The 26,130-nt window shown below is 62.5% G+C and carries 25 protein-coding genes; 15 read left to right on the top strand and 10 right to left on the bottom strand.

The window, feature by feature from the left end:
- Positions 1–924: 924 nt before the first annotated feature.
- From DIE22_RS04920 to DIE22_RS04895, 6 genes are all read left to right on the top strand, one after another.
- Positions 925–1,158: a hypothetical protein gene (locus DIE22_RS04920; protein ID WP_124495203.1), complete on the top strand. Its 234-nt coding sequence runs from the start codon at positions 925–927 to the stop codon at positions 1,156–1,158.
- Between the two features lie 99 nt (positions 1,159–1,257).
- Positions 1,258–2,448 (top strand): hypothetical protein, encoded by a 1,191-nt coding sequence (locus tag DIE22_RS04915; RefSeq protein ID WP_124495201.1) that lies wholly within the window; start codon positions 1,258–1,260, stop codon positions 2,446–2,448.
- Positions 2,448–3,647: an MFS transporter gene (locus tag DIE22_RS04910; RefSeq protein ID WP_124495199.1), complete on the top strand. Its 1,200-nt coding sequence runs from the start codon at positions 2,448–2,450 to the stop codon at positions 3,645–3,647. The genes DIE22_RS04915 and DIE22_RS04910 overlap by 1 nt, the downstream gene beginning before the upstream one ends.
- Positions 3,648–3,649: 2 nt before the next feature.
- Positions 3,650–4,528, top strand: a complete 879-nt coding sequence (locus DIE22_RS04905) for a bifunctional 2-polyprenyl-6-hydroxyphenol methylase/3-demethylubiquinol 3-O-methyltransferase UbiG (RefSeq protein ID WP_185640544.1) — start codon at positions 3,650–3,652, stop codon at positions 4,526–4,528.
- 6 nt (positions 4,529–4,534) lie between these two features.
- Complete coding sequence (locus tag DIE22_RS38650) at positions 4,535–5,230, top strand: hypothetical protein (RefSeq protein WP_260426613.1); 696 nt, start codon at positions 4,535–4,537, stop codon at positions 5,228–5,230.
- A gap of 7 nt (positions 5,231–5,237) precedes the next feature.
- Positions 5,238–6,461, top strand: coding sequence for a DUF2087 domain-containing protein (locus DIE22_RS04895; RefSeq protein ID WP_124495197.1), 1,224 nt, complete (start codon positions 5,238–5,240; stop codon positions 6,459–6,461).
- A gap of 216 nt (positions 6,462–6,677) precedes the next feature.
- Here the strand turns inward: DIE22_RS04895 and DIE22_RS04890 are convergent, their stop codons facing one another.
- Positions 6,678–7,841: a cis-3-hydroxy-L-proline dehydratase gene (locus DIE22_RS04890; protein ID WP_260426612.1), complete on the bottom strand. Its 1,164-nt coding sequence runs from the start codon at positions 7,839–7,841 to the stop codon at positions 6,678–6,680.
- Positions 7,842–7,895: 54 nt separating this feature from the next.
- Between DIE22_RS04890 and DIE22_RS04885 the strand changes: the two genes are divergently transcribed.
- From DIE22_RS04885 to DIE22_RS04870, 4 genes are all read left to right on the top strand, one after another.
- Positions 7,896–8,924, top strand: coding sequence for a GlxA family transcriptional regulator (locus tag DIE22_RS04885; RefSeq protein WP_124604644.1), 1,029 nt, complete (start codon positions 7,896–7,898; stop codon positions 8,922–8,924).
- Positions 8,925–9,037: 113 nt separating this feature from the next.
- Complete coding sequence (locus DIE22_RS04880; protein WP_260426611.1) at positions 9,038–10,024, top strand: LysR substrate-binding domain-containing protein; 987 nt, start codon at positions 9,038–9,040, stop codon at positions 10,022–10,024.
- Between the two features lie 160 nt (positions 10,025–10,184).
- Positions 10,185–11,252, top strand: coding sequence for a proline racemase family protein (locus tag DIE22_RS04875; protein ID WP_124604643.1), 1,068 nt, complete (start codon positions 10,185–10,187; stop codon positions 11,250–11,252).
- Positions 11,253–11,254: 2 nt separating this feature from the next.
- Positions 11,255–12,187 (top strand): ornithine cyclodeaminase family protein, encoded by a 933-nt coding sequence (locus DIE22_RS04870; protein WP_124495187.1) that lies wholly within the window; start codon positions 11,255–11,257, stop codon positions 12,185–12,187.
- 147 nt (positions 12,188–12,334) lie between these two features.
- Here the strand turns inward: DIE22_RS04870 and DIE22_RS04865 are convergent, their stop codons facing one another.
- Complete coding sequence (locus DIE22_RS04865) at positions 12,335–13,462, bottom strand: aminotransferase class V-fold PLP-dependent enzyme (RefSeq protein WP_124495185.1); 1,128 nt, start codon at positions 13,460–13,462, stop codon at positions 12,335–12,337.
- A gap of 259 nt (positions 13,463–13,721) precedes the next feature.
- The gene (locus tag DIE22_RS04860; protein ID WP_124495183.1) at positions 13,722–14,663 is read right to left on the bottom strand and encodes a LysR family transcriptional regulator; all 942 of its coding nucleotides are present in this window, start codon (positions 14,661–14,663) and stop codon (positions 13,722–13,724) included.
- Between the two features lie 142 nt (positions 14,664–14,805).
- On the opposite strand from DIE22_RS04860, the gene DIE22_RS04855 reads away from it, so the two are divergent.
- On the top strand, positions 14,806–15,570 hold the full coding sequence (locus DIE22_RS04855) for a substrate-binding domain-containing protein (RefSeq protein WP_185640543.1): 765 nt from the start codon (positions 14,806–14,808) through the stop codon (positions 15,568–15,570).
- Positions 15,571–15,696: 126 nt separating this feature from the next.
- Here DIE22_RS04855 and DIE22_RS04850 read toward each other — a convergent pair whose 3' ends face one another.
- The 7 genes from DIE22_RS04850 to DIE22_RS04820 all read right to left on the bottom strand — a co-directional run bounded on the left by DIE22_RS04850 (position 15,697) and on the right by DIE22_RS04820 (position 20,295).
- Entirely contained in the window at positions 15,697–16,074 is a 378-nt protein-coding gene (locus tag DIE22_RS04850) for a RidA family protein (RefSeq protein ID WP_124604642.1), read from the bottom strand.
- 263 nt (positions 16,075–16,337) lie between these two features.
- Complete coding sequence (locus DIE22_RS04845) at positions 16,338–16,826, bottom strand: c-type cytochrome (RefSeq protein WP_124495177.1); 489 nt, start codon at positions 16,824–16,826, stop codon at positions 16,338–16,340.
- Positions 16,827–16,861: 35 nt separating this feature from the next.
- A complete protein-coding gene (locus DIE22_RS04840) occupies positions 16,862–17,362 on the bottom strand; it encodes a cytochrome c (protein WP_124495175.1) in 501 nt (166 codons plus the stop codon).
- Positions 17,359–17,904, bottom strand: coding sequence for a methylamine dehydrogenase light chain (locus tag DIE22_RS04835; protein WP_044847763.1), 546 nt, complete (start codon positions 17,902–17,904; stop codon positions 17,359–17,361). Before DIE22_RS04835 ends, DIE22_RS04840 begins: the two co-directional genes overlap by 4 nt.
- Before the next feature lie 39 nt (positions 17,905–17,943).
- On the bottom strand, positions 17,944–18,579 hold the full coding sequence (gene mauD / locus DIE22_RS04830; protein WP_124495173.1) for a methylamine dehydrogenase accessory protein MauD: 636 nt from the start codon (positions 18,577–18,579) through the stop codon (positions 17,944–17,946).
- Entirely contained in the window at positions 18,576–19,130 is a 555-nt protein-coding gene (locus DIE22_RS04825) for a MauE/DoxX family redox-associated membrane protein (RefSeq protein WP_124495171.1), read from the bottom strand. Before DIE22_RS04825 ends, mauD begins: the two co-directional genes overlap by 4 nt.
- 7 nt (positions 19,131–19,137) lie before the next feature.
- Positions 19,138–20,295: an amine dehydrogenase large subunit gene (locus tag DIE22_RS04820; protein WP_124495169.1), complete on the bottom strand. Its 1,158-nt coding sequence runs from the start codon at positions 20,293–20,295 to the stop codon at positions 19,138–19,140.
- Between the two features lie 241 nt (positions 20,296–20,536).
- On the opposite strand from DIE22_RS04820, the gene DIE22_RS04815 reads away from it, so the two are divergent.
- The 4 genes from DIE22_RS04815 (at position 20,537) to DIE22_RS04800 (ending at position 26,099) form a co-directional block, all read left to right on the top strand.
- Entirely contained in the window at positions 20,537–21,499 is a 963-nt protein-coding gene (locus tag DIE22_RS04815) for a helix-turn-helix domain-containing protein (protein ID WP_124495167.1), read from the top strand.
- Between the two features lie 127 nt (positions 21,500–21,626).
- Positions 21,627–22,571: a GlxA family transcriptional regulator gene (locus DIE22_RS04810; RefSeq protein ID WP_124495165.1), complete on the top strand. Its 945-nt coding sequence runs from the start codon at positions 21,627–21,629 to the stop codon at positions 22,569–22,571.
- A gap of 479 nt (positions 22,572–23,050) precedes the next feature.
- Positions 23,051–24,763: a M36 family metallopeptidase gene (locus DIE22_RS04805; RefSeq protein WP_124495163.1), complete on the top strand. Its 1,713-nt coding sequence runs from the start codon at positions 23,051–23,053 to the stop codon at positions 24,761–24,763.
- Positions 24,764–24,842: 79 nt separating this feature from the next.
- On the top strand, positions 24,843–26,099 hold the full coding sequence (locus DIE22_RS04800; protein WP_124495161.1) for a M20/M25/M40 family metallo-hydrolase: 1,257 nt from the start codon (positions 24,843–24,845) through the stop codon (positions 26,097–26,099).
- The last annotated feature ends 31 nt before the right edge of the window (positions 26,100–26,130 follow it).

Here is a 26,130-nt window from a genome sequence, read left to right as displayed (position 1 = left end):
GCAATCAATAGAGGCCACCGTTAGACACCCTCTCGTCCCATCGACAAAGCAGCAGCTTGGTCGATGCGGTCAACCGGCAAACACGTTCCTGTCGGGGCTTCTCCTTGTAAATCGGGAACATCGATTTGAACGGCGGCTTCCCGCGCTGGCGCCGGCGCAGCCGGGCTTCCAGAGCGTTATGCCTACGCAGGACATGCCGCAACCCCGTACGGCACCATAGATCGATCCCAGACGCCGATGCCCGGCGATATCGCAGTGGTGCCAACACTCGACGCGCCACGCCGAATGACGTCCCCGTCCAGTAAGCGTGGCGCACCGCAAGACCAAGATCGACCTCTTCCCGTTGCGAAACTTCACCGTGCCGTATCAGCGGTTCATCGTCGCCCACCCATCAGACGCGTTTCACTGACAGCGCGCACACACGAGTCGGGGACCGCGCCATGCGGCCGCGAACGCAATGTTTCTCAGTGGAGCTATAGGACCGCCGCGTGCGCGTCTGCAATCGCAAACGCTTCCCAAAATCACGCCACCATGCCGCCATCATCATGCGCAGCATGACCTTCTCCCTACCTTTGAGAAATAATTGAGATATATGCAAAACCATTATCAATCAGCGGCGATGCCCAGATAAATAAGCCCCGGCATTTCTATCAGGCAATCGAACAAAAAATACACCCAACAATAGCCATTTCGCACAAAAACGAAATGAGCCACCCTACTTCCACAGCCCCCCATTTATCCATATAAAGCCACCCGGCACGCGCCGTAGATATAGGGATCGATTACATTTATCTTTCTTACAAATGCTTGACATAGAGATTGGACTTGATGCACTCTTTCTCAGCGGGCAACCCCTTAGTGAAAAAAGCAAGGATGTTCGCATCACTTTCTCTAAATTCCGTTTCGTTAAAAAGGAGCATCAATATGACGATTTCCTTGAAAGACATAACGAGAAGCCACGAATTGACCGCTATCGAAGTCGAGCCGGTTGTGGCCAACGTGAAATACGCTCAGCGTAACGACGTCGAGATCGAACCGGTTGTAGCCAATGTCAAATACGCCCAGCGCAACGATGCCGAGGTCCAGCCGGTTATGGCCAATGTCAAGTATGCGCAGCGTAACGATGAAGAAGTAATGGCGATCGTCGAGACTGCATGAGAGGCACGGTAATGCCGAAGCAGTAGTGAATCTGTTCCGTGAGCAAGGGATGTTGCCTCTTGCTCACCTATCCATGTTCCCGTGAATGGAGAGTCGAATATGGTCACATTTTTGTCGCCACAATTTGCGAAAGAATTATGGGGTAAGAAAGCGACAGAGCTGACCACATCGCAGATTCCATTCACCGACAAAGATGTACTGGGCGCGCTCAAGCAATATGCGGCCTGCGCGAACGACATTCGATCCCGCAACCTCCAGTCCGAAGCCATAACCGCTTTGAATGGAAAGCGCACATCGGAACCTCTCGCTGATTTTCTTGCACTGGCCACCGATGACACGATCGAGGATTATGTATCGAGAATTGATCGACTTGCGGGCGGCGACGAATGGACGGTCATGTACTATGGACTTCATGCGGCAAGCCCCATCATCTGGGATGTCGCAAAGGCATTTTCAGACCAACTCGCCTTGTCAATAGGTTATCGGCCTGGCGGCCGCGTCGATATCGATTGTTTCATTGGCCGATATTCATCGACCTATATTGGAATCCATGTAGATCACGCACATAATTTCGGATTCACCTTGCGTGACGGAAAAACGATGTTCACCTGGCCCGGAACCAGGTCGGATCTTGTTGGCGTGCGATTCCCTGACTATGAACCATTCAAATCCGAAGGCATTCCGCTAGAGAACAAAACGAATCGAGTGACCTATTTCCCAGAAAACTGGCTGCACGTTGCCGAAACGAAATCTGACGTTTCAGTCAACGTGAATATCGCTTTCTGGGAAACCGGCAACGATTCGCAACAAAATGCGAACTACGTGAAGAGCCTGCTCCAGGCACCCAATCGCACCCGCCATGACGTACGTTCTTCAGGCATCGCGAGCCTGAATCCCGATGACGAGCTTTTGCTTTCGTCCCTGAAGGCATTGCTTGATGGCACGTCTCTGAAACGACGAATGATGATCTCCCAACTCGTCTCGGACACCAGCAGCCGCCTGAATGTCGGCCGTCCGATCGTCGAGGTCGATGAACTGGACGATGTCATTGAGCTCAACGCCATAAGCACCCTGCAGTGGATGCCTGTATTGCAAGACGGCGAGATCCTGATCGCGGCCAACGGCCACTGCGGCAGCTTCAGATACAGTCGCGCACTGCACGACTTTCTGAATCACCTGTCTGCCGGGCTGCAAGTCGACATTGCAGATTTATCAAGCGGAAAAGACAAACTGCTTAACGATGATCTGCTGAATGTAGCCGCGTCGCTGGCACGGTGGGGGGCACTTTGATGGGCATCAGAGGTCGATGGGCGTTCGTCTTTATCTGCATCTCCCTGTCGTTTGGCAGCTTCGCTGATGAAGCCGCTCAAGTGACCTTTGCACTGAGGCTGGCTGACCATACTTCATCGGTATCGATATTGCTTGCCGTCGGTCTCATCGGAGGCATGCTGTCCGGCCCGATCGCCCCCCTGATCCTCCAGAGGATCGGGCCTCGCAAAACGATTCCCGCGGTATTTCTCCTTCAGTCGCTTCTGATCGCAGCAGCGTCCCTGGCCAATCAGTTCTGGGGCTACATCGTCGTGTCGATGGCACTCGGATCCACGGGGTCTCTTCTGTGGGCAGCAATCATGGTCGCGATTCCGAGCTATACAAACGAAGAGCGGCACATCGATCGCGTCAATCGGATTACGCAATCGGTGCGGAACATGGGTTACGTGGGCGGCCCTGCCCTCGGCGGTTTGCTGTATGGCATGGCCGACCACTCACGGGGGCTATTGACGCTGGCCTTGCTGGTGTTGGTCGCCGCTCCTGTCACTGCATTATGCTTCAAGGCGCTGGATTCCTTCAGCCACACATCCAGTCAGGCCTCCATGCAAGCCAAGCAGAAGGGAAGACTCGACCTGCTCGGTCTCGTTCGCACGGCCGGCGTGATCCGTGCGGTCGCTCCACTGTTGATGACGGTCGTGCTGACATCCACGCTCAATGTGCTGCTGATATTTCGAGTGCGTACTGAACTGCAATTCAGTGCAGAAATCTATGGACTCGTCATCAGCGCATTGAGTGTGGGTCTGATCGTCGGTCCCGTGATATTTGCCGGTCTGTTTGCGAGGCGCGGTGATGCCGCCGGCGCCTCGATCGCCGCCAGTGTCATCGGCGCCGGCATTTTATGGCTCGCATTGAGTGACGCTGCATGGCTCATCATGTGCGCCGCGTTTCTGATCGGATCGGCCAACGGCATCCAGAACGCACTCACGGCAAGTTTCATGATGAAGGCGATCGATCCGCAGCGGCGTGTCGACCTGATGCCAGCCTATATATTTTGCATCCAGACTTCGGTGTTTCTCGGCTTTCTGAGCGCCGGCATGATCAGTACGGCACACGTGAGCATGGCTCTCGTGGTTGTGGGAGTCGCAACGGCGATTATCGGCGCATGCGGCATCGCGTTGAATGTCAAAAACCGACCAAGCATGGTCACAAAAGGAGCCTGACGATGGATCGCATAGGACGCTTCGGATCGAAGCCGAACGATACGAAATCGATCAAACTGCAAGCCCCTTTGGATCGCATCGTGACATCGGGTATAGCGGATCTCCGAGTCAGCCATTACTACTTCGACGAGCCGCTATTCGACGAGTATGAATTGACGACAGTCCGTGCGACATGGGATTTCGCCGCCGCGGAATCCATTGTCCGCGATGGACACCGTATTCTCGATCTCGGCTGCGGCGATGGCCGGCTGCTCCTGCACCTCGCCGGGAAATTCGCGCTGCAGGAGAGCTTTGGCGTCGACATCTCCCCCGTTGCCATCAATCGCTTCAATGCGTTCATCGGTCACAGCCACATTCACGCGCTCCAGGGCGACATATTTGATCTGCCGACGCCAATCACACAACGTCACTTCGACGTCGTGACGTTCGGCGATGCGACCATCAATTTCGTTCTGGACGACGATAAGCTCGAAGTACTGTTGCGTAGCGCGAAGACGCAGTTGCGCAATTCCGAATCGAGGATCATGGTCGCCGTCTTCGGTGACGGCACACCCGAGCGTCTTTCGTTCATGGACAAACGATGCACGGTGGTGCCATTTCGGCGGAGCAACGGGGAAGCCGCGCTCATCTGGTGGGCCTACAAATACGACAGCGACAAACTGATCATGCATCGATCGGTCTTCGCGCAGTCGGGACGAAATGAACACGGGAATATCGAAGGGGTCGTATGTGATCTACGAGACCGGATGTGGACGCCGTCGGCACTGGCCCCCATCGCGGAGGCCAGTGGCCTCACGGTCGACAAGGTGATTGCATCCGAAGTGCAAGACGGGGCCGCGGTGGGCATGGCAACAGCAATTGTCATATTGAAATCGGCGTGAGCAACCATGAGAACAGACCCTATTCGACCCAACTTTTATCAGGGCACGGGAGGCTATGCCTGGCAGCTCGCCGAGTATCTCCTGGGCCACCACGCCGAAGGTCATGTCAGCTACACCCTCAGCAAGTCAATGCCGCCGGAATTGCGGAACCCGCTTGCAACCTGTCCTGAATTCCTGGCTCCGGATCGCTCGGTCAGATGGTCCAGGTCAGCACGCATTACCCGCAATACCCCCCAGCTTGTCGGTACGCGTGGAATTCGATCATCGCTTGTCGTGGTTGAGAGCGCGCAGGCGTTTGGAGGGTTTCGCCATGAAGACGTCGAGGCGCTCACCGAAGGGACAACCGTAGGGGCGTTGCAGTACATGGAAATCAATGGCGTGGCGCATGAAGCGTGCACGCTATTGGTTGCACTGTATCGACATGGGTTCATCGAGACTGACCAGGTATTCCCTGCTTCTCCACCGGTTCGCTATTTGATCGAACCCACCTGCATCATTACGAACGCCCCAGGATTCGGACGCGTTGCCATCAACCAGCTTAACGGTCGAACCATCCGTTTGAGCGAAACTTCTCGACATATATTCTCCCCGCCCAAGCCCTCGACCGAGTTACCTGAATCACTGCCCCCGAACATCGTCCACTTTGTGGAAGCCGGCATGTTGAGATTGATTTCTGGAGAGAACTCCCGTGCACATGATTAGACCTGGAATGGGTACCGAGAACAGCGCCAATCTGATCTCCACGCTCATTCGTATGGCGCGCCCCGCTACAGTCGTCGAAATAGGCGCCGGCGACAGCACGGTTTTCATCGCGAAGGCGCTCGAACAGGCGCGGCAGGATTGGCAGCACGACAAGAATTTGCTGGATGCGTCGACATGGCAGGAGCGAAGCGCGCTCCTCGACCCGACCGGAATTCCCGACAACTATCACCCCAGGCTGATCACCATCGACGACTTCACGGCTGAAGGCTCCTCGGCCGAAGAAGCGTGGGATGCGTTGAAGAATAACGATGTCGACGAGGGCCTCGTTACATTCGTCAAACGCAACTTCTACGCACTCGACGAAGCCACCATCGCTTCATGGGGCGTGATAGACATCGCGTGGATCGATGCGGGCACGCCGGCCGACGACGTCCGTTTCGTCGCGACACTTTGGGACCGTATCGCGCCTGGCGGCTACCTGTGCCTGCACGAGCCGACCATGTTGACCACCGTCAGCATGGAAGGTGCTCAGCGCGTTCGCAGAGTCAGGACGCCGATCTGGGAGGAGCTGTTTCGCAGGCTGGACGATTCATTCGAGCTGGTAACACTGCCGGAGTTGCACAAATACCGGCAGAGTGGCTTGGGTATCGTTCGGAAGCGTCAACAAAATGAACGCGTGTTCCGGTCCCAGCCGCTGCAGTCCGACCTTGTCGCACTCGGAGAAATTCCGATTCGCAGCAGCTATTTGACGATTGGCGAGGAAACGTTGAACCATCGTCTTCGCAAGGACGCAATCATTGCCGCGATGACGTCGCGTGAAACGCGCGCCGTTTACGCCGCGATCGTCCTCGGCGTCAATCGCCTCGCCGATATCGCGGAGAAAGCCGGCATCGATGCGAAGGCTGTCAGCAAGATCGTGACTCGGCTGCTGAACATCGGCCTCATTCAACGGGACGAGCATGGACTTTCGGATGTCGACACCGTGTGGAACGACATTGCCGATCGACAGCATCGCAGCGCTGAAGATTTGAGCGATCGACAGCTGGAAACGGATCTCGCCATCGAAAAGATCGCGACGGCTTTCGCCCCGGATACGCCCTACACCGAATCGGAGATATCCAGAATCTGTCAGCTATTCACAACCGACTACGCCCGACTGAGGCGGCATCTTGTCGATCGCGGCGTACTGCAACGTCATGACAACCTATATCGACGCGTTCTATCGCAATAAGGCAGAGGGTTGCCAAGCTCCATTTCGAGACGCACTTTGAAACAAGTGATGTAGTCATTGCACTCCGACCGCGCTGATTCGACCCGTCGTTGCAACACACTTGAAGCTGCGTGGCAGCAAGGCGTGTTGCAACGAAACAGAGACGATCGATCGCCTCGCGGGCAGCGGCCCGCGGACCGCTGCCTGAGCACGGCCGCCTTCCCCGCTACGTTTCGGCTAACCCGCCCGACCAACGACGGCGACGGGATCGCCGAGCACCTCCATCTTCGGCTTGACGCCAAGACCCGGCTGATCCGATACCGACATATAACCGTCCGTCAGTTCCGGTCCGCCCGACGCGATCGTGAGACCGTGATACTCGTGGAACGCCGACGACTGGAAGTGAAAGCCCGATGGCGTCGAGTGCGCGAGATGGCAAAGCGCGGCCGTCGCGATCTCGCCGCCCCACGTGTCTTCAATCGTGAGCGAGATTCCCAGCGTCACGGCCAGATCGCGGAATTGCCTGGCCTTCGTCAGCCCGCCGACGCGACTCACCTTCAGATTGACGACATCCATCGCACGATCCTGACAGCCGCGTATCAGCACGCGAATGTCTTCCATGCACTCGTCGAGGATCATCGGATGATCGGTATGCTGCCGGACAGCGAGGCACTCCTCGTAACTCGGGCACGGCTGCTCGATGTAGATATCGACGTCGCGAATCGCCTTGACGACGCGTAGCGCCTCGTGCTGCCGCCAACCGGTATTCGCATCGGCGGCCAGGACATTGCCCGGGCGCAGTTCGGCCGACACTTTCAGGATCCGCTCGATATCGGCGTCCGCTCCGGCGCCCACCTTCATTTGAAACTGCCTGAAGCCCTGGTCCTGATACTCGCGGATCTTCGTCGCCATTGCGTCCGGATCCTGCCGGGTGACGACCTTGAAGAGCTTGACCTGGTCCTGCAGGCGCCCGCCGAGCAGGTTGTATACCGGCTGGCTGGTTGCCTTGCCGAGAATGTCCCAGCACGCCATATCCAGGGCTGACTTGACGTACGGGTGACCTTTGAGAAGCTCATCCATGCGGACATTGATCCGGCCGATCTGGCACGGGTCTTCCCCGATCAGTCCCTCCGCGATCTTCACGAGCCCGGCGCGGGCGCCTTCGGCATAAGCCGGCAGATACGACGGCCCGAGCGGGCAGATTTCGCCGACGCCGACCAGCCCGACGTCCGTTTCGACGACGACAACGGTCGAGTCGAACGATGCAAACGAGAACGTCGACCAGCTGTAGGCGCCCTCCTTCAAGGGCAAATCGACCTGGTACAGGGAAATTTTCGAGATCTTCATGGGGGCCTCCGCGCCGTGTGGGTGTTGACGCGGAAAACTATAATTGCCGGCCAAGCGAAAAAATTGTACGTTTCGGACAATCAATGGCACGACTGGCGGAGACATCGGATGCGGGGCGACTATTCTTTTCTTCGGCCGGGCAAGTCCGCACCCGAGGTCGATGCGCCGCTCAGGATCGGCATCGCACCGACGCCGGATTTCACGCTGATGTCGCTGTCGTGCTTCGTCGAATTTTTGCGCCTGTCGGCAGATGAAGCGGACTTCAGCAGGCAGATCTACTGCTCGTGGGACCTGCTGTCTCACGATCATTCGCCGATTCGATCGAGTTGCGGCTTTCCGATGGTGCCGACCCGGCTCTTCGGCGATCCGTCCGAATACGACTACGTCGTGGTGCACGGCGGCTTGCTCCACAGTGCGGAGCCGATCCCCGACGAGCTTTACCGATTCATACAATCCTGCGTCGAAGCGCACGTTCCCGTTATCGGCCTATGCACGGGTCAATTCATGCTTGCCGAGCTGGGCTATCTGGCAGGAAGGCGATGCGCCGTTCACTTCTCGCTCGCGCAAGCGATGCAACGCAATTTTCCGGACATCATCGCCGTAACGGATGCGCCGGTCGTGGCGGACGGCGAGTTCATTACATGCCCCGGCGGTCTTGCCGCGATCAATCTCGCCATGCACCTGGTGACGACTCACTGCGGAAAGACGCGATCGCACAAGGCGCTCCATTACTTGATGGCCGACCGGGGCTTCGAAGAAATACAGGCGCTGAAGAATGACGACGAGGTCGGCCTGCATTGCCCCGATCGACGAGTCGTCAACGCGGTGGGTCTGATGAGGCAACGCACGTTCGAACCGGGTTCGATCGCCGGCATTGCACAGTCGATCGGCACGACCGAGCGGGAACTGACGCGACTTTTCAAGAAGCATCTGCGCGTCGCGCCGCTGCAGTACTGGCGGAGCATGCGCCTGAAAGCCGCGAAATGGATGGTCATCAACAGCGATCGGTCCGTGACTCAGATTGCATACGAGTGCGGCTTCACGGACAGTTCGCATCTGATACATTGGTTCAAACGCGAATACAACGTCACGCCGTTCAAGCTGAGAAAGCTTCGATCCGACTTTGGCGTGCATTAGCCGGCTCGACGGCGAGCGACCATTCGCTTCCCGCCATCCAACGCGAGTCCGTGCGTCGGACTTGGTCCCATCCCCTAACGTCTGTAGAAATCGCCATGGCGCCTCGGTTTGAAATGAGCGAAACATTGGTCGGTGCGCTGTCTCTGCGCGCCATCAAATCATTTCTTGCGGCCGCTAAATTCAACAGCTTTACCGGGGCGGCCAATGCATTGAGCGTGACGCCCGCGGCGGTGAGCAAGCAGGTGCGGGAACTGGAGGACTACCTGGGTACGGAGCTTTTCGTCCGTTCAGGCAGGGCCGTCACCCTGACCGCCGATGGCGAGATGTTCAAGGACGCCGCCCAGCTTTCATTGATCAATATCCATCAGGCCGCCGAGCGCCTGCGGAAGAAGGTTCCCGCCAGGCAGACGCTCATCGTCTGCTGCTCACCGGCATTTTCGGCACTCTGGCTGCACAAGCGGCTGCCCGAATTCATTCAAGCCAATCCGGATATCGAGCTCACGGTCCTGGCCACGCAAAATTTCATCTCGATGGAAGCAGGTGTGCAGCCGGACGTCTACATCGCCAAGCTGGCCAGCATGCGCGACGGATACGATAGCGAGCACCTGTTCGACGACGAGGTCTATCCCGTCTGCACACCGCAGTATTTGCGGGATCATGGCCCCGTCGAGACGCCGGAAAGGCTGCTGGACATGTCATTGCTGGATATCAGCGCCTATGGTCGTTCGCAGATCTCCGAGCATATCGACTGGAAAGTCTGGCTGGCACTGCATGACGTCGACACCAGCTGGCGCGCGGACATTCCGCGCCAGCTATTCACCAGCAACGACTATCCGGGCATCGTGCAGTTGGCCCTGGCTCACCAGGGCGTCGTCCTGGGCTGGCATCACCTCGTGGGCGACCTGGTGCAAAGCGGCCACTTCGTGCGTCCGCTGCCGCACAAGACGGTGATGAAGAATCGCGGCCACTACCTGTCGGTCCGAAAAGACAAGGCGGACGCCGTCGTGTGCAAGCAGTTCTGCCAGTGGGTCAGGCAGCAGCTCGCGCGGCATCCCGCTGCCGATGAAACGGGCCCCGCCCCCGGCACACCGGAACGCTGAGCGCCTGTACCGAACCGGCCCTGCCCGGCAAAGGCGGCGGCATCTTCAACCAAAAGTTGAAGGAATGCCGGAGGAAATGTCGCTTAAGTTATCCGCGAAACGGGCATAAATTTCCCTTCACGCCGCACTCGGTCGGCGGCGCTGAAGAGGAAACCGGCACATGGGATTCAAGAGAACCATTCACGCGGTGGAGACGCATTCGGGTATTCCCATGCGGGTGGTCACCGGTGGCATTCCGCACATTCCCGGCGACACCGTCCACGCCAGGATGAAATGGCTGGAGGCCAACGACGATGGCTTGCGCAAGCTGCTGTTGCGCGAGCCGCGCGGCTACCCGGCGCACTGCTGCAACATCGTCGTGCCGCCGTGTCACCCGGATGCGGACGCGGGCTACATCATCCTCGAGCAGGTCGAGTATCCGATGATGTCGGGCGGCAACACCATTTCCGTGGCCACCGTGTTGCTGGAAATGGGCATGCTGCCCATGCAGGAGCCCGTGACGGAACTGACGCTGGAAGCGCCGGCCGGGCTGATCCGCCTCACCGCCGAGTGCAAGGACGGCAAGGTCAAGCGCGTGACGTTCAGGAACGTACCGGCGTTTGCCGCGCACCTGGATGCCGTCATCGACGTGCCGCATCTGGGCAAGGTGCGGGTCGACGTGGGTTGGGGCGGCATGTTCTACGCGATTGCCGACGTGCGCCAGTTCCCGGGGCTCGAGCTCAAGCCCGAACACGGAAAGGAGATCACGCGGGTTTCCGCGCTGATCCGGCAGGCTGCCATCGAGCAGTTGCCGGTCGCGCACCCGGACTATCCGGGCGTGGGCATCACCATCTCGCAACTGTCCGGCCCCGCAGACGACCGCAACGCAGACTGGAAGAACGTGGTCACCATGCCGACCGGGCCGCTCTCCTGGGATGACCCGTCCACCTGGACCGGCGCGATCGACCGCTGCCCCTGCGGCACCGGCACCTGCGCCAAGATGGCCGTGCTGCACGCCAAGGGCGAATTGCCGCTGCATCAGGATTTCCGGCACCAGGGCATCCTGGGTACCGTCTTCACCGGTCGGCTCGTGGAAGAGGCCCGCATCGGCGACAAGGCCGCCGTGGTTCCTACCCTGGCCGGCACCAGCTGGATCCATGGGATCAGCACCATCGTGCTCGATCACGACGACCCGTTCCCCGAGGGTTACACCCTGGGAGACATCTGGCCGCAACAGCAGGAGCGTTGAACGTGCAAATCATTTCAGCGGAACAGATCAGGTCGGTACTCGATTGGGACGGGGTGCTCGACGCGTTGCACGACGGGCACGCCGGTTCCCGGCCCATCGGCGACAGTTATTTCATCGGGGATGCGAGCTTTGGCTTGTTCAGCCGGGGCGTCATCCTGCCCGGCAAGGGCGCCGGGTTCAAAATTGCCTCCCTCTTTCCCGCCAATAGCCTGGCCAGCCCGCCGTTGCCAACGGAGCAGGCTGCGTTTCTGGTTCTGGACGAGCGGACCAAAGGCATCGTCGCCATGCTCGACGGCCCGGAAATCACGAGATGGAAGACCGCGGCCGATTCCGCGCTGGCGGCAAGGAAACTGAGCCGCGAGAACAGCGAGGTCCTTCTCGTCCTGGGTGCGGGGCCGGTCGCAAGGTCGTTGACGGATGCCTATCTCCACATCCGTCCGTCCATTCGTCAGGTGTTGTTGTGGAATCGCACAGCGTCCAGGCTGGATGCCGCGCGTGCGGACCTCGAGGCGAGAAACATCGAGGTCTGCGTGGTCGACGACGTGGATGCCGCCGTGGCCCGCGCAGACATCATTACCGCAGCCACCAGCACGTCCACACCGATGATTCGAGGCGAGTTCGTGCGGCCCGGTACCCATGTCGATCTGGTGGGCGGGTACCGGCCGGATATGCAGGAGGCCGATTGCGATGTGCTCAGAGGAGCGCGCATTTTCGTGGACGACCGCGAGAACGCCGCGCAATCAGGTGACATCCTGATTCCGATGCAGACGCAAGCGATACAGGCGAATGATATCGAAGGAGACCTGTTCGATCTGTGCCGGATGTCGGCGTTTCATCGTTCGGCTGAAGAGCGCACGGTTTATAAAAATGCCGGTGGTGCGCACCTGGATCTCATCGTCAGCCAGTACGTTGTCGAACGGCTGCAATCGATCTGAATGAATTGCCGCAAACGCCGATGGTTGACGTGCGCTGCAAGCGGCCGGAGCCAGAGTCGGCGGTTCAGGCGGCGCATTTGGTCGAGTCGAAGGCATCGACGTCTTCGCTTCATGCGCCGCCATGTACCGTTACACCGAATCGACGCGCTACAGAACCCGTTCCAGTGCGCTCGCAAACCGCGCGACCGCGGCATCGACGTCATGCAGTTTGTCGAGACCGAACAAGCCGATGCGGAAGGTCTTGAAATCCGCCGGCTCGTCGCATTGCAGCGGCACGCCGGCCGCGATCTGCATGCCGACATCGGCGAATTTCTTGCCGGACCGGATGTCGTCGTCGTCGGTGTAGCTGACCACGACGCCCGGCGCCTCAAAGCCTTCGGCCGCCACGCTCCTGAAACCCTTCTCGGCCAGCAACGCGCGAATCCGCGTGCCGAGTTCGAGCTGCTCCGCCCTCACCTTGTCGAAGCCGTATGCTTCCGTTTCCTTGATGACGTCGCGCAGCGTCGCAAGGCTGTCCGTGGGCATCGTCGCGTGGTACGCGAAGCCGCCGTTCTCATACGCTTCCATGATCTGCAGCCACTTGCGCAGATCGCAGGCAAAACTGGTGCTGGTCGTCGCATCGATGCGCTCGCGCGCGAGCGGGCTGAGCATCACCAGCGCACAACCCGGCGACGCGCTCCAGCCCTTTTGCGGCGCGCTGATCAGCACGTCGACACCGCTCTTCTCCATATCGACCCAGATCGTGCCGGACGCGATGCAATCCAGCACGAACATGCCACCGACCGCATGCACGGCGTCGGCCACCGCGCGCAGATACGTATCGGGCAACATCATCCCGGATGCGGTTTCGACGTGCGGAGCGAAGACCAGATCCGGCTTGTGTTCCTGAATCGCGGCGACGACTTCTTCGATCGGGGCCGGCGCAAACGCCGCCTGCCTGCCCGATTCGACCGGACGCGCCTTCAACACGATCGATTCGGACGGGATGCTGCCCATGTCGAAAATCTGCGACCAGCGGAAGCTGAACCAGCCGTTGCGGATGACCAGGCACTTCTTGTTCGTCGCGAACTGCCGGGCCACGGCTTCCATGCCGAAGGTCCCGCTGCCCGGGACGATGACGGCCGCCTTCGCGTTGTAGACCTTCTTCAGCGCGGCGGAAATATCGCGCATGACGCCCTGGAAGCGCTGCGACATGTGATTGATCGACCGGTCGGTGTACACCACCGAATATTCGAGGAGCCCGTCGCGGTCGACATCGGGAAGTAATCCTGGCACGTTCGCCTCCGGTAAAGGATGAAGCATGGGATGAGGGGGCGCGGTATGCGTGAGTCGGTACCGCTGCGCACGATGCAAATATGCGTTTTGCCTCTACGACGAACGATTCTAACGAATGCCAGCTGCCACTTGGGGATTTTGGGGATTTGTGCGGTGCGCACATGAAGCCTGGGGCACACGGACACGCATGCGCGTTTCGTACATCGATCGGCCTGACGACATCACACGCATCGCCTCGGCGCCTCCCTGACGGCAGCGATCAGCTTTCGGCGAGCGACCTGGCCAGTCTGCGCGCGTGTTCGGCGAACCGCTCGGCGACCGGACTTAATGTGCGGTTCCTCAACGTGATCAGCATCGTCGGTACGGCCCAGGTCGGCAGATCGATCGGCAACACCTTGATCCAATCCTGATCGGGGCCGAAGTGCAGCAGCGAGTGCGGCATCACCGTTATGAAACGCCCGGTGCGAAGCAATGTCCGGCGCAGATTCAGCGAGCCGGTCAGCACGCGGGCGTACGGCGGTTCCGCCCCGATCGCGCGAAACGCTTCAAAGATCGGTGAATGCGGCGCGACTTCGTTCGGCGACAAAATCCACGGCGCATCGACGAGATCGGCGAGCGTAAATCGGCGCCGCTTCGCCGCCCATTCGCTGTGATTCGACACGACTATCCGCAGTTGCTCGTGAAACAGCGGCTCTCCGTTCATGTCCGGGTCGGGCACGGCCGTGTAGGGTCTCGCGATGACCAGTTCGCAGATTCGCTCGCGCAGGAAGTGAGTCTGCAGCACCGGCGCATCACCCGACGCGACCGAGAAAACCAGGCGCGGATGTCGATGCGACATATCCTCGATGATGGCCGCGGCCAGCCCTGCCGTGATCGTTTCCACGCATCCGATGCTGAGTTCGCCGGCGTCGGGGTCAGCGAGAAACGCCATCTCTACGGCGCCACGCCGCAATTCGTCGAAGATCGCCGCGCCGTGCTTGAGCAGCGCCTGTCCGAACACGGTCGGTACGACGCCGTGGTGGCTGCGGTCGACGAGCCGTACGCCGAGAACGCTTTCCAAGTCCGCTATCGCCTTGGAGACGGCCGGCTGAGACATGTGAAGCTGTTGCGCCGCCTTCCGCATCCCACCCGTATTGACGACCGTCATCAACGTGTCGAGATCGCGCAACTTCAGTCGTCGTCGGATTCGGTCGCCGTCCATGCCCAAACCTATTCCATTTCGTGATCACGCCATGCCGATTTGAAATTATATCTGGATCAAGCGCCAGCCTATGATGGTAACCGGGACGGCCTTGCGCACCCGCATGCCGGGGCCGGTGGACGTTTCGGACGGGGAGACGGCGATGATCATCAGGATGCTGTTGAATGGGTGTTTCGTTGCGTTGCTGATGCTCGCCGGCATCAGTGTGGCATGCGCGGACGGCCTCAAGGTGTTCAGCACGCCGACGCTCAAAGCGACACTCGCCGAACTCGCGCCCGCGTTCGAATCGAAGACCGGCCAACGACTCGTGACGACGTTCGACAACGCCACGACGCTGGAGCGCCGGATCGAAGCCGGGGAAGCATTCGACGTCGCGATCCTGCTGCCCGGCCAGATCGACGCGTTGATCAAAGCAGACAAAATCGTATCGATCACGCGTACCGACGTCGCGAAAGCTTCGGTCGGAATGGCCGCGCGCGCGGATGTCCCCGTGCCGACTATCGCGACGGTCGACGCGTTCAGGCAGGCACTGGTCAACTTGCGTTCGCTGTCGTGGTCGCCGGAGAGCGGGAGCGGAGCCTGGCTCGTCGAACTACTCGACCGGCTTGGCATCTCGGACACGGTCAGGCCGCATCTCGTACCCGTGCGGGGCGGCGACGTCATCGCGGCCGTGGCGGATGGCACGGCTGATGCGACCGTCATCACGGTGCCGAACATCGTCGATGTCCCAGGCGTCCGGCTGGTCGGTCTGCTGCCGCGCGAACTCCAGCACGACACGGTCTACACCGCCGGCATCGGCCGCGATACGAAGGATCCCGCCGCGGCGCAGGCGCTGATCCAATTACTGACATCGGCCGAAGCGATAGCCGTTCTGCGCAAAAGGGGCTTTGAGCCGCCGGCTCGATAACGCACGACCATCGCAACTACCGATATGCCGAAAAATTTCGAGCTTGCCGCCATCCGCCATCCATTTTCATGGATGCGGGCATCGATCCGACGCTCACCCGGATACCCGGCACACCGCTCTCGGCGCTCAGGGCCTGCAGGCAATCGCCTCGATTTCGATCTTGGTACCGACCATGTTCGTCGCCTGCAAGGTCGATCGTGACGGCTTGTTCCCCGGGAAGAACTCCGCATAGACACGATTGAATTCCGCGAAGTCGCGCGCGTCCTCGAGCCAGACAGTGGTTTTCACCACGTCGCCGAGTGTGCATCCCGCCAGCGAGAGCACGTGGGCGACGTTCTTCAATGTCTGACGCGTCTGCGCTTCGATCCCGCCTGCGACGAGGCTCCCGTCTTCGTTTCTCGCCACCTGACCGGACACGAACACCAGATCGCCAGCCTTGGTCGCCAGCGACCGGGGCTGGTTTCGAGTGACCGGATTGCGCTCTGCAAAGTATTCGATCGCCATTTGAGCCTCCCACGATCCATTCAGCGCCGGCGTCGACCGGCGAAACGAGCGTAACGCGGAAATGGCGCGCTGCCAATTCGGTGTTCTCGATCGGGAAACTGCTACGCGCCGCAGCATCCGGTCAACGTAATACGCATCGCCGGCGCGGCGTGCCTGATCCTCGGCGTCGTGTTGATCCGCGCGTGACGGCGCGGGGATACCGCGCCGCCCTGAATACCGCCAATCCGCCGTTCCCGGTACCGAAGCTTCATCGGCGAAGCCGATCAGTACCGATCCGACACACCCGTGACCCCGCGCTCGTGCAGCGCGCGGACCAGCCCGGCACGTACCGTCGCGACGTCAGAAAACGCCGGCCGTCGATGCGCGGCGACTTCGGCCGCGGTATAAGGCTTGAAATCGCGCGGCAGCGCATCGCGGTTCATCGTCGTGAGCACCCAGTTGAGCACGTCGGCGAGATCCTTGTCCGACAGCGCCGAATTCGACGCGCCGGGCACGCGCATCACGTACTCGCGCCCCGCTGACAGATGCGTGAAATAACCAAGCGAGTTCGCGAGCGGCGGCACCTTGCCCGGAATGCCGCCGCCCGTCGCCGTGTGGCAGCCCATGCAGTTGAGCACCCAGTGCTGGTGCGCGCGTGTGGTGTCGGTCACGCCGTCGGCATGTGCGGGTACGGCAATCGCGCATGCCGCGACAGCAACCCCCAGCACCGAAGACAGACGGCGTGTCACGAATGCCCCGATCCGCAACGCCACCGCACGCCGGCCACGACGCCGAATGCATCCGGCATTCACAGCCCCAGCCCCTTCGTCACGACCGCACGTTGCGCGTGAACGGCCGTGCCGTCCATCTCCTTCGCACGCGCCGCGCGAATGTCGGCTGCCGTGAACGGCTTCGCGTCGCCGTGCTTGTCGTTGAGATCGAACACGACGTAGTTGAGCACGTTCGCGATATCGTCATCGCTTGCGCTCGCGAACGACGGCATTTTGAAGTTGTAGCGTTTGTCGTGCACGTTGATCTCGCCGAACATCCCGTGCAACAGCGTCGCGACGAGCTGCGCGCGGCCCGCCTCTGCCGTCGCGTACTTGCCCGGATACTCGGTCAGCGGCGGCGCGAGGCCGTCCTGCCCCTTGCCGCCCGCCTGGTGGCACACCGCGCATTGCGCGTCGAACAGGCTCTTGCCCGCCGGGTAATGGACGGCCTGCTGCGCACCGGCCAAACCCGGCAACGCAAAACCCGCGACAGCCGCCACGCACGCGACCACGATCATTCCAGCTTGCTTCACGTTCATTGCTTGGCTGCTCCCAACAAGACCGAAACCGAACAGTGATAATTCGAATTGCCGTTCGCCATGCACCAGTTGATGTCGTTGTTCAGCGACAGCTTGTACAGCGGCTTCTCGCGCTCGTTGCGGTTGCAGAAGCACTTGCCGCACGACGTCTTGCCGCAGCAGTCGTTGTACGACACGATGTAGTCCGACCCGTCGTGCGGATTGCGGCAGGTGCCGATCCACGTGATCGGCGACGGCGTCGTGCCCGGCGGGCAGCTGCTCGACGTGCCGCCGCAGCAACTGCACAGCCAGCCGTCGATCGCGCAGTATTTCCAGTAATCGCAGCTCATCGGATCGTCGCTTGCGCCCGACGCGGCGGCACCGGATGCCGCCGATGCGCCGGACGCCGCATCCGCTGCATACGCGGTGCGATCGACCGGCAACAGCGGCAGCATCGCCGACCCCACCAGCACCTTGCCGAGCTTCGCCATCGCACTGCGCCGCGAACTATGCTGCGCGACGCCACGCGCCGACCGCTCGAACCATGAATCAAACAGGCCCATGTCGTTGTCCTCCGTTGACGTTGAAAGAGGGTCGGCCGATCACGCGCGCTGCGCGTGCTTTTCGTGACCGCCGTGGTCGTGATCGCCGTGCACGAACTGCTGCAGCGATGCAACGCCACGCTCCTTCGCTTCGAACAGGCTCTCCAGATGCTCGCGGGTGTTGACGAGCCCCTTCGCGCGCACGGTGCCGGTGTCGTCGAGCAGCACCGCATACGGCAGCTTGCCGATCTGGTACGCGAGGCCGAGTTCCTGCGACAGCACGTACGGGAAACGCGCGAGGTCGTGCTTCTGCGCGAAGCGCGTGTGTTCATCGCGATCACCGTCGCTCGCGAGCACGATGTTCACCGGCGTCGATTCGCTCGCCTGCAGCGACGGCAACAGCGGCAGCAGCTTCTTGCAGACCGGGCACGTCGGCGACAGGAAGAACAGCAGCGTCGCCTTGCCCGATGCATCGATGCCGCCGACCTTCACCTGCGAGCCGCGAATGTCGGTCAGTTCGAAGGTCGGCGCCATCGCGCCGACTGCCGGGCCCTTGTCGATCATCAGTGCGCCGGCCGGCATGATGCGTTCGTACAGGATGCCGATCTGGCGCACGAGCGCGAGGCAGATCGCGCCGAGCGCGAGAACGGCGACCCACAGCAAGGCGGTGGAAACGGTGAGAGCGGTTTGCATCATGAATTCCTCAGATGGGAAAGGCGCGGTACGTTGGCGAGCAGCACGTCGACGGTGAGCAGCGCGCAGACGATCAGCAGCACGGAAGAGAACAGCGTCAGATAGTCGAACCACACGACCGCGCGGCTGCCCGGCTCGACGAACGCGGTCGCGGCCAGCACGACGAGCAGCAGCACGCGTGCGACATGCAGCCAGCCGATGCCGCGCGGCGCATCCGCGCGCGCGGCGGCAAAACCGGAACAGCCGCAGTCGATGTCGGTATGGCCGCGCAGGATGTTGATCGTCATGCCGGCCGCGAAGACGAGCAGCAACGCGATCAGGCCGAGCGCGCCGGTCATGCGTGTCTCGTGAAACAGCAGCGCCGCGGCGCCGACGGCTTCCGCGAGCGGAATCGCGAACGCGGCGGGTACGGTGAGCGCATCGGGCAGCAGGCGATAGCCGGCGAGCGCCTGCCGGAACGCCGCAGGCCGGCGCATCTTCGCGAAGGCGCCGAGCAGCACGACGACGGCAGCGCCGGCCTGCGCGCTGGTGGCGAGTACGGGATCGAGCGTCATCGCGGCCTCACGGGTTCACGAGCAGCGTCGACGTACTGCCGATCTGCTTCTCGACGTGCTGCAGCTTGCCGGTGCGCGCGTCCATCACGACGAGATCGGACGTGCCCGTCAGCCCGTAGAACAGCGGCTTGTCATCCTCGCTGACCTGGATCGACACGAGCGGATCGATCTTCAGCTGCGCGAGATCCCAGCGCGCGACGCGCTGTTTCGTCTTCAGGTCGTACACCCACACCTGCGTGCCGGGATCCTTGTGCGTGCCGTCGCCGCCCTTGTGCATCAGCACGTAGTAGCGGTTCTGCTTCGCGTGCACGGCCGTCTGCTGCATGCCGCCCGGGCGCCAGCCCTCGGCGCGCTCGGCGTCGGTCAGCAACGACCACGACTTGCCGAACGCGGGCTTGTCGCCGCTGAAATCGGCGCCGCGCACGTTGCCGTGGTACGTCGTGAACAGATAGCCGCCGTGGTAGCGCGACGCGTTGATGAAGGCCGGATCGTTGTCGACGTCGATGAACGCGTCCGACATCGTGCGCTTCGCTTCCTTGCCGTTCGCGTCGAGCGTGACGGTGAGCGCCTTGCCGCTTTCGCACAGCGCGGCGAAGCGGTCGTTCCCCGACGGATACGCGAGCACGCATGCCGCGGTGTCGATCTCCGACAGCACCTTCTTCGACACCGCGTCGATCACCGTCACCGACGCAGCCGGCGTGATGTTCGCGACGTACAGCCGCTTGCCGTCCGCGCTGAACGCGGTGTTGTACGGCGACGGCACGTGCTGCCCGTGCTTCGCCGGAATCACGATCTCGCCCGTGTGATCGAGCGTCGTGTTGTCGGTCATCTCGACGACGTCGGTCCGCGTGCCGTGCGAGCCGCGCGAGAAATAGGTCGTCGCGATGAAGCTCGTCTTGTGGTCGGGCGAGATCGCGAGGCCGGGCGCGAAGCCGCCGTCGATCTGGCCGAGCAGCTTCCTCGCGTCGGCGTCGTACACGAAGATTCGCCCGTCGGTCATCGTCGGCATCGCGATATCGACGACGTACACCTCGTGCGGATGCCACGGCGGCATCTTCTGCACGACCAGTTCCTCAGGCTTTTCCGTCGCGTCCGCGCTGCCGGCCCACGCCGCCGCGAACGCCAGCGTCGCCGCGTAAGCCGCGGTGCGTCGCCTTGTTCTCATGTCGCCTCCAGTTGGGATTCACGTTATGTGGGGCGACTGTAGTTCGACAATAAATCCGTTCAGCACCCGGACCGGCAACGCGTGCGTGCCGATTCGGGATATTGGAAAACCGCCTGAAAGGCGCCTGTTGCCGGCAGCTTCCGACCCCTCGAAAACCCCCGGAGGAATAGCGCTCATCCGTATTGCACCGACCGCGCGGTCGGTTTAATCTTGCGCGGTCCGAACGATCGCCGGAGGCGCCGTGCTCGTGTTTCACCAGAGGTTCGACGACGCAGACCGGCATGCCGAGGCGCTGCGCGGCTGGGACCAGCGTTACGACCAGATCGGCTCCGGCTCGTATCGCAGCGCGGTCAAGCACGTGGAGCTCGACGGCGTGCAGCTGTTCCAGGAGGCGGCGAACGTGCGCGTCATCCAGCGCGGGCGCCTGCCGCCCGGCCATACGGTGTTCGGGATGCCGCTCACCGGCTCGGGCACCTTCGCGTTCGGCGATGCGCGCATCGAACGCGGCACGATCGTGATGGCGCGCGGCGGCGCGCCTTTCGAACTCCATTCTCCTGACGACATGTCGCTGATCGGCGTGGCTGTCGATCCCGAGCTGACGCAGCAGATCGAGGATGCCGCCGACGTCCGGCTCGACACGCGCACGCTGCGGCGCGGCGTCGTCGATGTGCCGGTCGCCGCGCGCGAACGCGCGAGCGTGCAGCTCGCGACGCTGCTCGAACGCGTACTGTCGGCGCCCGACATGTTCGACGCGCCCCGTGCGCAGTCCGAGCTGCGCTGCGATGTCGCCAACGTGCTCGTCGATCTCCTCACCTACCGGATGCCCGAGCCGCCAAACCGCCTCACGCATGCGTGCCACGCCGACATCGTGCGCCGCGTGCACGACTACGTGATCGAGCACCCGGAAGCGCCCGTCGACATCCTGAGCCTGTGCACGCAGCTGCGCGTGAGCCGGCGCACGATGCAGAACAGCTTCCAGTCGGTCGTGCAGACCGGCCCGCTGAACTACACGCGCTCACTGCGCCTCGCGCAGGTGCGACGCCTGCTGCTCGACACGCGGCAGTCCGACCTGCCGATCTGCGAGGCGGCCGCGCGCTGGGGCTTCATCCACCTCGGGCATTTCGCGAACGCGTACAAGGCCCAGTTCGGCGAACTGCCCTCGACGACGGCGCGCCGGACGGTGCGCCACGCAAAAACGCGCTGACCGCCCGCAAAACCCGCGATAATCCGTGGTTGAACGTGCGACGCCCGCGAGCCGGGCGCGGCGTGTGGCTGCCCTGGCCGCTCGCCGCGCAGCGCGCGACGCCCCCCCGACTCCACCCCACGCCCCGATGCCAGAGGATTTCCACTTCCTGTTGCTGCCCGGCTTCTCCGCGCTCGGCTTCATGTCCGCGGTCGAGCCGCTGCGCGTCGCGAACCGGTTTCGCACCGAGCTGTACCGCTGGCACGTGATCAGCGCGGACGGCGCGCCCGTCGCCGCGAGCAACGGCATCCCGGTCGCGGCCGAAGCCGCATACGCGGACGTCGCGCAGGTCGGGACGGTGTTCGTGGTCGCCGGCTTCGATCCGCTCGTGTGCTACGACCGCGCGCTCGGCGACTGGCTGCGCCGCCAGAACCGGCACGGCGCGACGCTCGGCGGCATCGACACCGGCAGCTTCGTGCTCGCGGAGGCCGGGCTGTTCGACGCATCGCAAACGCTCACGCTGCACTGGGAGGCGCTTGCCGCATTCCGCGAACGCTACCCGGGCCTGAACGCGACACAGGAATTGTTCGAGATCGACGACCGGCGCATCACCTGCGCGGGCGGCACCGCGTCGATCGACATGATGCTCGACCTGATCGGCCGGCGGCACGGCGCCGATCTCGCGGCGGCGATCTCCGAGCAGTTCGTCGTCAGCCGCATCCGGCAGCGCTCGGACAGCCAGCGGCTCGAAATCGCCGCGCGCTACGGCGTGCACAACCGCAAGCTGATCCAGGTGATCGACACGATGCAGCGGCACATGGAGAACCCGCTCGGCTCCGACGCGCTCGCGCAGGACGTGTCGATCACGCGGCGCCAGCTCGAACGGCTGTTCAGCGCGACGCTGAACGACACGCCGACGCGCTTCTACCTGAACCTGCGCCTCGATCGTGCGCGCGAGCTGCTGCAACAGACCGACATGAGCATCACGGCGGTGTGCGTCGCATGCGGCTTCGAATCGCCATCGCATTTCTCGCGCACGTACCGCTCGCGTTTCGGCGTGAGCCCGCGCAGCGACCGCCGCGCGACGCGCTGAACGGCGCTGCTTTTGCGTACAATCCGGCGCGCTATTGCGCACGCCGGCAGCGTTTCCCGCCATTCTCTGAACAATATCGGCGATTGATCGACGGACCGAAGCGGCCTTCGAAAATAATTTGCAAAGTCGCTGAAAATGTTCTGTAACATACCTCGCAATTAGATAGGCAGCCCTAAGGAGATGAGAGCCCGGGTCCGACGCACGTCGCGCCGCGCAGGCTGCCGAACCGATATCCATGCCGATCCGAGGGGTATGACATGACGATGCTCGCTTCGCCGTCGCCGCACCTGCCTGCCGTTCGCTTCCCCGCCGCCTGTCCTTTCCGATTCGCTTCGACCTGACGCTTAGTCGTCCTCAGTCAGTCGAATCTCCCAGCACCGCTTCGCCGCACCGGTTCCATCGAGCCGGCGCGCGGGCCGTGTCGTGCCTGCTCGCCACAAGCGTGCAGGCGTGTCCAACCGTTGAGATGAGGATCACGTATGCAGACATCACGCAAAGCATTGCCGCTCGCCCTGGGTCTCGCGCTCGGTTTCGGCATCGTCGGCGGCAGCGCGGCCGATACCAAGGTCGCGAACCCGCAGGCGTCGAGCCTGCGCGAAAGCCTGACGCGCGGCGTGGCACCGGCCGCGGCCAAGGCCGATACCGCCGCGGGGCAGTTCCGCGCCGACGGCGTCGCCGTCACGCTGTACAACCCCGCGTATCGCGCGAAGAAGGCGGCCGCCACGCCCGCCGCCACCGCGCGCGATTTCGTCGCGTCGCAGGCAACGCAGCTCGGGCTCGACCCGGCCGCGCTCGCGAGCCTCGCGGTGACATCGGAGCGCAGCGACGCCGACTTCACCGTCGTACGCTTTCAGCAGCAGGCGGCGGGGCTGCCCGTGTACGGTAGCGACATCGCGGTGACGGTCGCGAAGGACGGCCGCATCCTGTACGTCGCGAGCAACACGATCAACGGCGTGGTCGCCACCGCGCACAAGGCGCAGGCCGTCGACCAGCAGCAGGCGTTCGACCGCGCGCGCGCGTATCTCGGCGTCAGCGGCTTCACGAATCTCGACGCGCAACGCGTCGCGTTCGTCGACAAGGCCGGCACGCATACCGCGTGGAAGGTGCGCGGCCGCCCGCAGGACGGCCCGAAGGGCGACTGGGAACTGCTGATCGACGCGGACAGCGGTGAAGTGCTGCGCGCCGAGGACAAGGCGCTCTATGCGACCGACGGCACCGGTTTCGTATTCCGGCCCGATCCGCTTTCGTCGACGAAGAGCAGCTACGGCAGCACGGGCTACAAGGACAACAGCGACGCCGATTCCACGCAGCTCACGGCCGCGCGCGCGCGCGTGACGCTGAAGGAGCTCGCGCAGTCGGGCGCGCGCTACGTGCTGTCGGGCCCGTATGCGTCGTGCGTCGACTTCGACGCGCCGCGCGACAACGCGTGCCCGGCACAGGCGACGCCGGCGTTCGAGTTCGCGCGCGGCAACCTGTATTTCGAGGCGGTGAACACGTACTTCCACATCGACACGTTCCTCCGTTACGTGAACCAGACGCTCGGCATCAAGGCGCTGCCGTACCAGTACACGGGCGGCGTGCAGTACGACCCGCACGGCGAATCGGGCGACGACAACTCGTCGTACTCGTCGAGCAGCGGCCGGCTGACCTTCGGGCAGGGCGGCGTCGACGATGCGGAAGATGCCGACGTCGTGATCCACGAGCTCGGCCACGGCATCCACGACTGGGTGACCAACGGCGGCCTGTCGCAACAGGAAGGCCTGTCGGAAGGCACCGGCGACTACCTCGCCGCCGCGTACAGCCGCGACTTCAACCAGTGGAGCCCGTCCGACGCGCAGTATCACTGGGTCTACAACTGGGACGGCCACAACGAATACTGGGGCGGCCGCGTGACGAACTGGAACGTCGGGCGCACGTATGCGCAGGCACGCGGCGCGGAGATCCACACGGCCGGCCAGTACTGGGCGTCGTGCAACCTCGTCGCGCGCGACGCGATCGGCGCGCAGGCGATGGACAAGGCGTTCCTGAAGGGGCTGTCGATGACCAACAGCTCGACGAACCAGAAGGCCGCCGCGCAGGCGGTGCTGACGGCCGCCGCCGCGCTCGGCTACAGCAGCGCACAGCTCACGGCAATCGGCAATGCGTACAACCAGAGCTGCACGTACGGCGTGACCGTGCCGCAGAAGTCGTAATTCCGCAGCAGGCGGGGGAGCGTCGCACGATCTGCGGCACCCCCTCTTCCTCGACATCGCTACCCTCACGAGATCGAACATGCCTACCTTGACATTGACCCGCCTGAGCGCCGCACTCGGCGGCATGCTGCTGAGCGCCGCCGCGGCGCACGCGACGCCCGTATGGATCACGCTCGGCGACACCGCGCTCAAGCAGCTTCAACGCATCGACACAAGCGCAACCGCGCAATACAGCACCACAATCGACGCCGGCAAGGCGGCCGATGGCGCCGTGCGCCGCGAAACCGTGCATGTCGTCGAGATCGACGATTCCCGGCTCGGCGAACTCGCGCATGCGGTACACCATGCGCGCGGCCACGGGCCCGGCTACATCGTGCACGATTCGTTCGACGACGCGCGCCAGGCGTTGCAGCCGGTGCCTGCGGCAGTCGCGAAGCGGGCCGCCCTGACCGCGTACACAGTATCGAACGCGCCGCAGATCAACACCTGGCTCCAGCAACTTCAGGCCAGCAACATCGTCGGCACGATCACGTCGCTGTCCGGCTTCACGAACCGCTACTACACGACGTCGCACGGCGTCGCCGCGTCGGACTGGCTCGCGCTGCAGTGGAAGCAGCTCGCCGGCTCGCGTGCCGACATCGCCGTCGAGCAGTTCGCGCATACCGGTTTTCCGCAGAAATCGGTGATCCTGACGATCCGCGGCAGCGATCCGGCCGCCGGCACGATCGTGCTCGGCGGGCACCTCGATTCGACGGTCGGCCGCACGACGGAAAACACGCGCTCGCCCGGCGCCGACGACGACGCATCCGGCATCGCGAGCCTCACCGAAGCGCTGCGCGTGCTGCTCGCGAACGACTATCGGCCGAAGCGGACGATCAAGTTCGTCGGCTACGCAGCCGAGGAAGCCGGCCTGCTCGGCTCGAAGGCGATCGCGAAGCAGTTCCGCGCGCAGAACGCGAACGTGGTCGGCGTGCTGCAGCTCGACATGACGAACTACAAGGGCGATCCGAAAGACATCTACCTGATCACCGACTACACGAACGCCGCACAGAACACCTATCTGACGAACCTCGCGAAGACCTACCTGCCGGAACTCTCGATCGGCACGTCGCAGTGCGGGTATGCGTGCTCGGATCATGCGTCGTGGAATGCGCAGGGCTACCCGGCGTCGTTCCCGTTCGAGGCCGACCAGAACGACAGTCCGACCATCCATACCGTGAACGACACGCTGGAGAATTCGGATCGGCAGGCGAACCACGCGCTGAAGTTCGGCAAGCTGGCGCTCGCGTATGCGGTTGATCTCGGCGGCGACGCCAGCACGGCCGTCAAGCACTGACCGGGGCTCGGCCGGCCCGGCCGAGAACGGG

Origin of the sequence: Burkholderia sp. Bp9142 (assembly GCF_003853415.1) — a bacterium.
Lineage (GTDB): Bacteria > Pseudomonadota > Gammaproteobacteria > Burkholderiales > Burkholderiaceae > Burkholderia.
This window is presented reverse-complemented; position numbering and strand designations above follow the sequence as displayed.

Coding starts and splice junctions, on each gene's coding strand:
- DIE22_RS04920 (WP_124495203.1), top strand. CDS start 925: ATGACGATTTCCTTGAAAGACATAACGAGAAGCCACGAATTGACCGCT.
- DIE22_RS04915 (WP_124495201.1), top strand. CDS start 1,258: ATGGTCACATTTTTGTCGCCACAATTTGCGAAAGAATTATGGGGTAAG.
- DIE22_RS04910 (WP_124495199.1), top strand. CDS start 2,448: ATGGGCATCAGAGGTCGATGGGCGTTCGTCTTTATCTGCATCTCCCTG.
- DIE22_RS04905 (WP_185640544.1), top strand. CDS start 3,650: ATGGATCGCATAGGACGCTTCGGATCGAAGCCGAACGATACGAAATCG.
- DIE22_RS38650 (WP_260426613.1), top strand. CDS start 4,535: ATGAGAACAGACCCTATTCGACCCAACTTTTATCAGGGCACGGGAGGC.
- DIE22_RS04895 (WP_124495197.1), top strand. CDS start 5,238: ATGGGTACCGAGAACAGCGCCAATCTGATCTCCACGCTCATTCGTATG.
- DIE22_RS04885 (WP_124604644.1), top strand. CDS start 7,896: ATGCGGGGCGACTATTCTTTTCTTCGGCCGGGCAAGTCCGCACCCGAG.
- DIE22_RS04880 (WP_260426611.1), top strand. CDS start 9,038: ATGAGCGAAACATTGGTCGGTGCGCTGTCTCTGCGCGCCATCAAATCA.
- DIE22_RS04875 (WP_124604643.1), top strand. CDS start 10,185: ATGGGATTCAAGAGAACCATTCACGCGGTGGAGACGCATTCGGGTATT.
- DIE22_RS04860 (WP_124495183.1), bottom strand. CDS start 14,663: ATGGACGGCGACCGAATCCGACGACGACTGAAGTTGCGCGATCTCGAC.
- DIE22_RS04855 (WP_185640543.1), top strand. CDS start 14,806: ATGATCATCAGGATGCTGTTGAATGGGTGTTTCGTTGCGTTGCTGATG.
- DIE22_RS04850 (WP_124604642.1), bottom strand. CDS start 16,074: ATGGCGATCGAATACTTTGCAGAGCGCAATCCGGTCACTCGAAACCAG.
- DIE22_RS04840 (WP_124495175.1), bottom strand. CDS start 17,362: ATGAACGTGAAGCAAGCTGGAATGATCGTGGTCGCGTGCGTGGCGGCT.
- DIE22_RS04835 (WP_044847763.1), bottom strand. CDS start 17,904: ATGGGCCTGTTTGATTCATGGTTCGAGCGGTCGGCGCGTGGCGTCGCG.
- mauD (WP_124495173.1), bottom strand. CDS start 18,579: ATGATGCAAACCGCTCTCACCGTTTCCACCGCCTTGCTGTGGGTCGCC.
- DIE22_RS04825 (WP_124495171.1), bottom strand. CDS start 19,130: ATGACGCTCGATCCCGTACTCGCCACCAGCGCGCAGGCCGGCGCTGCC.
- DIE22_RS04820 (WP_124495169.1), bottom strand. CDS start 20,295: ATGAGAACAAGGCGACGCACCGCGGCTTACGCGGCGACGCTGGCGTTC.
- DIE22_RS04810 (WP_124495165.1), top strand. CDS start 21,627: ATGCCAGAGGATTTCCACTTCCTGTTGCTGCCCGGCTTCTCCGCGCTC.
- DIE22_RS04805 (WP_124495163.1), top strand. CDS start 23,051: ATGCAGACATCACGCAAAGCATTGCCGCTCGCCCTGGGTCTCGCGCTC.
- DIE22_RS04800 (WP_124495161.1), top strand. CDS start 24,843: ATGCCTACCTTGACATTGACCCGCCTGAGCGCCGCACTCGGCGGCATG.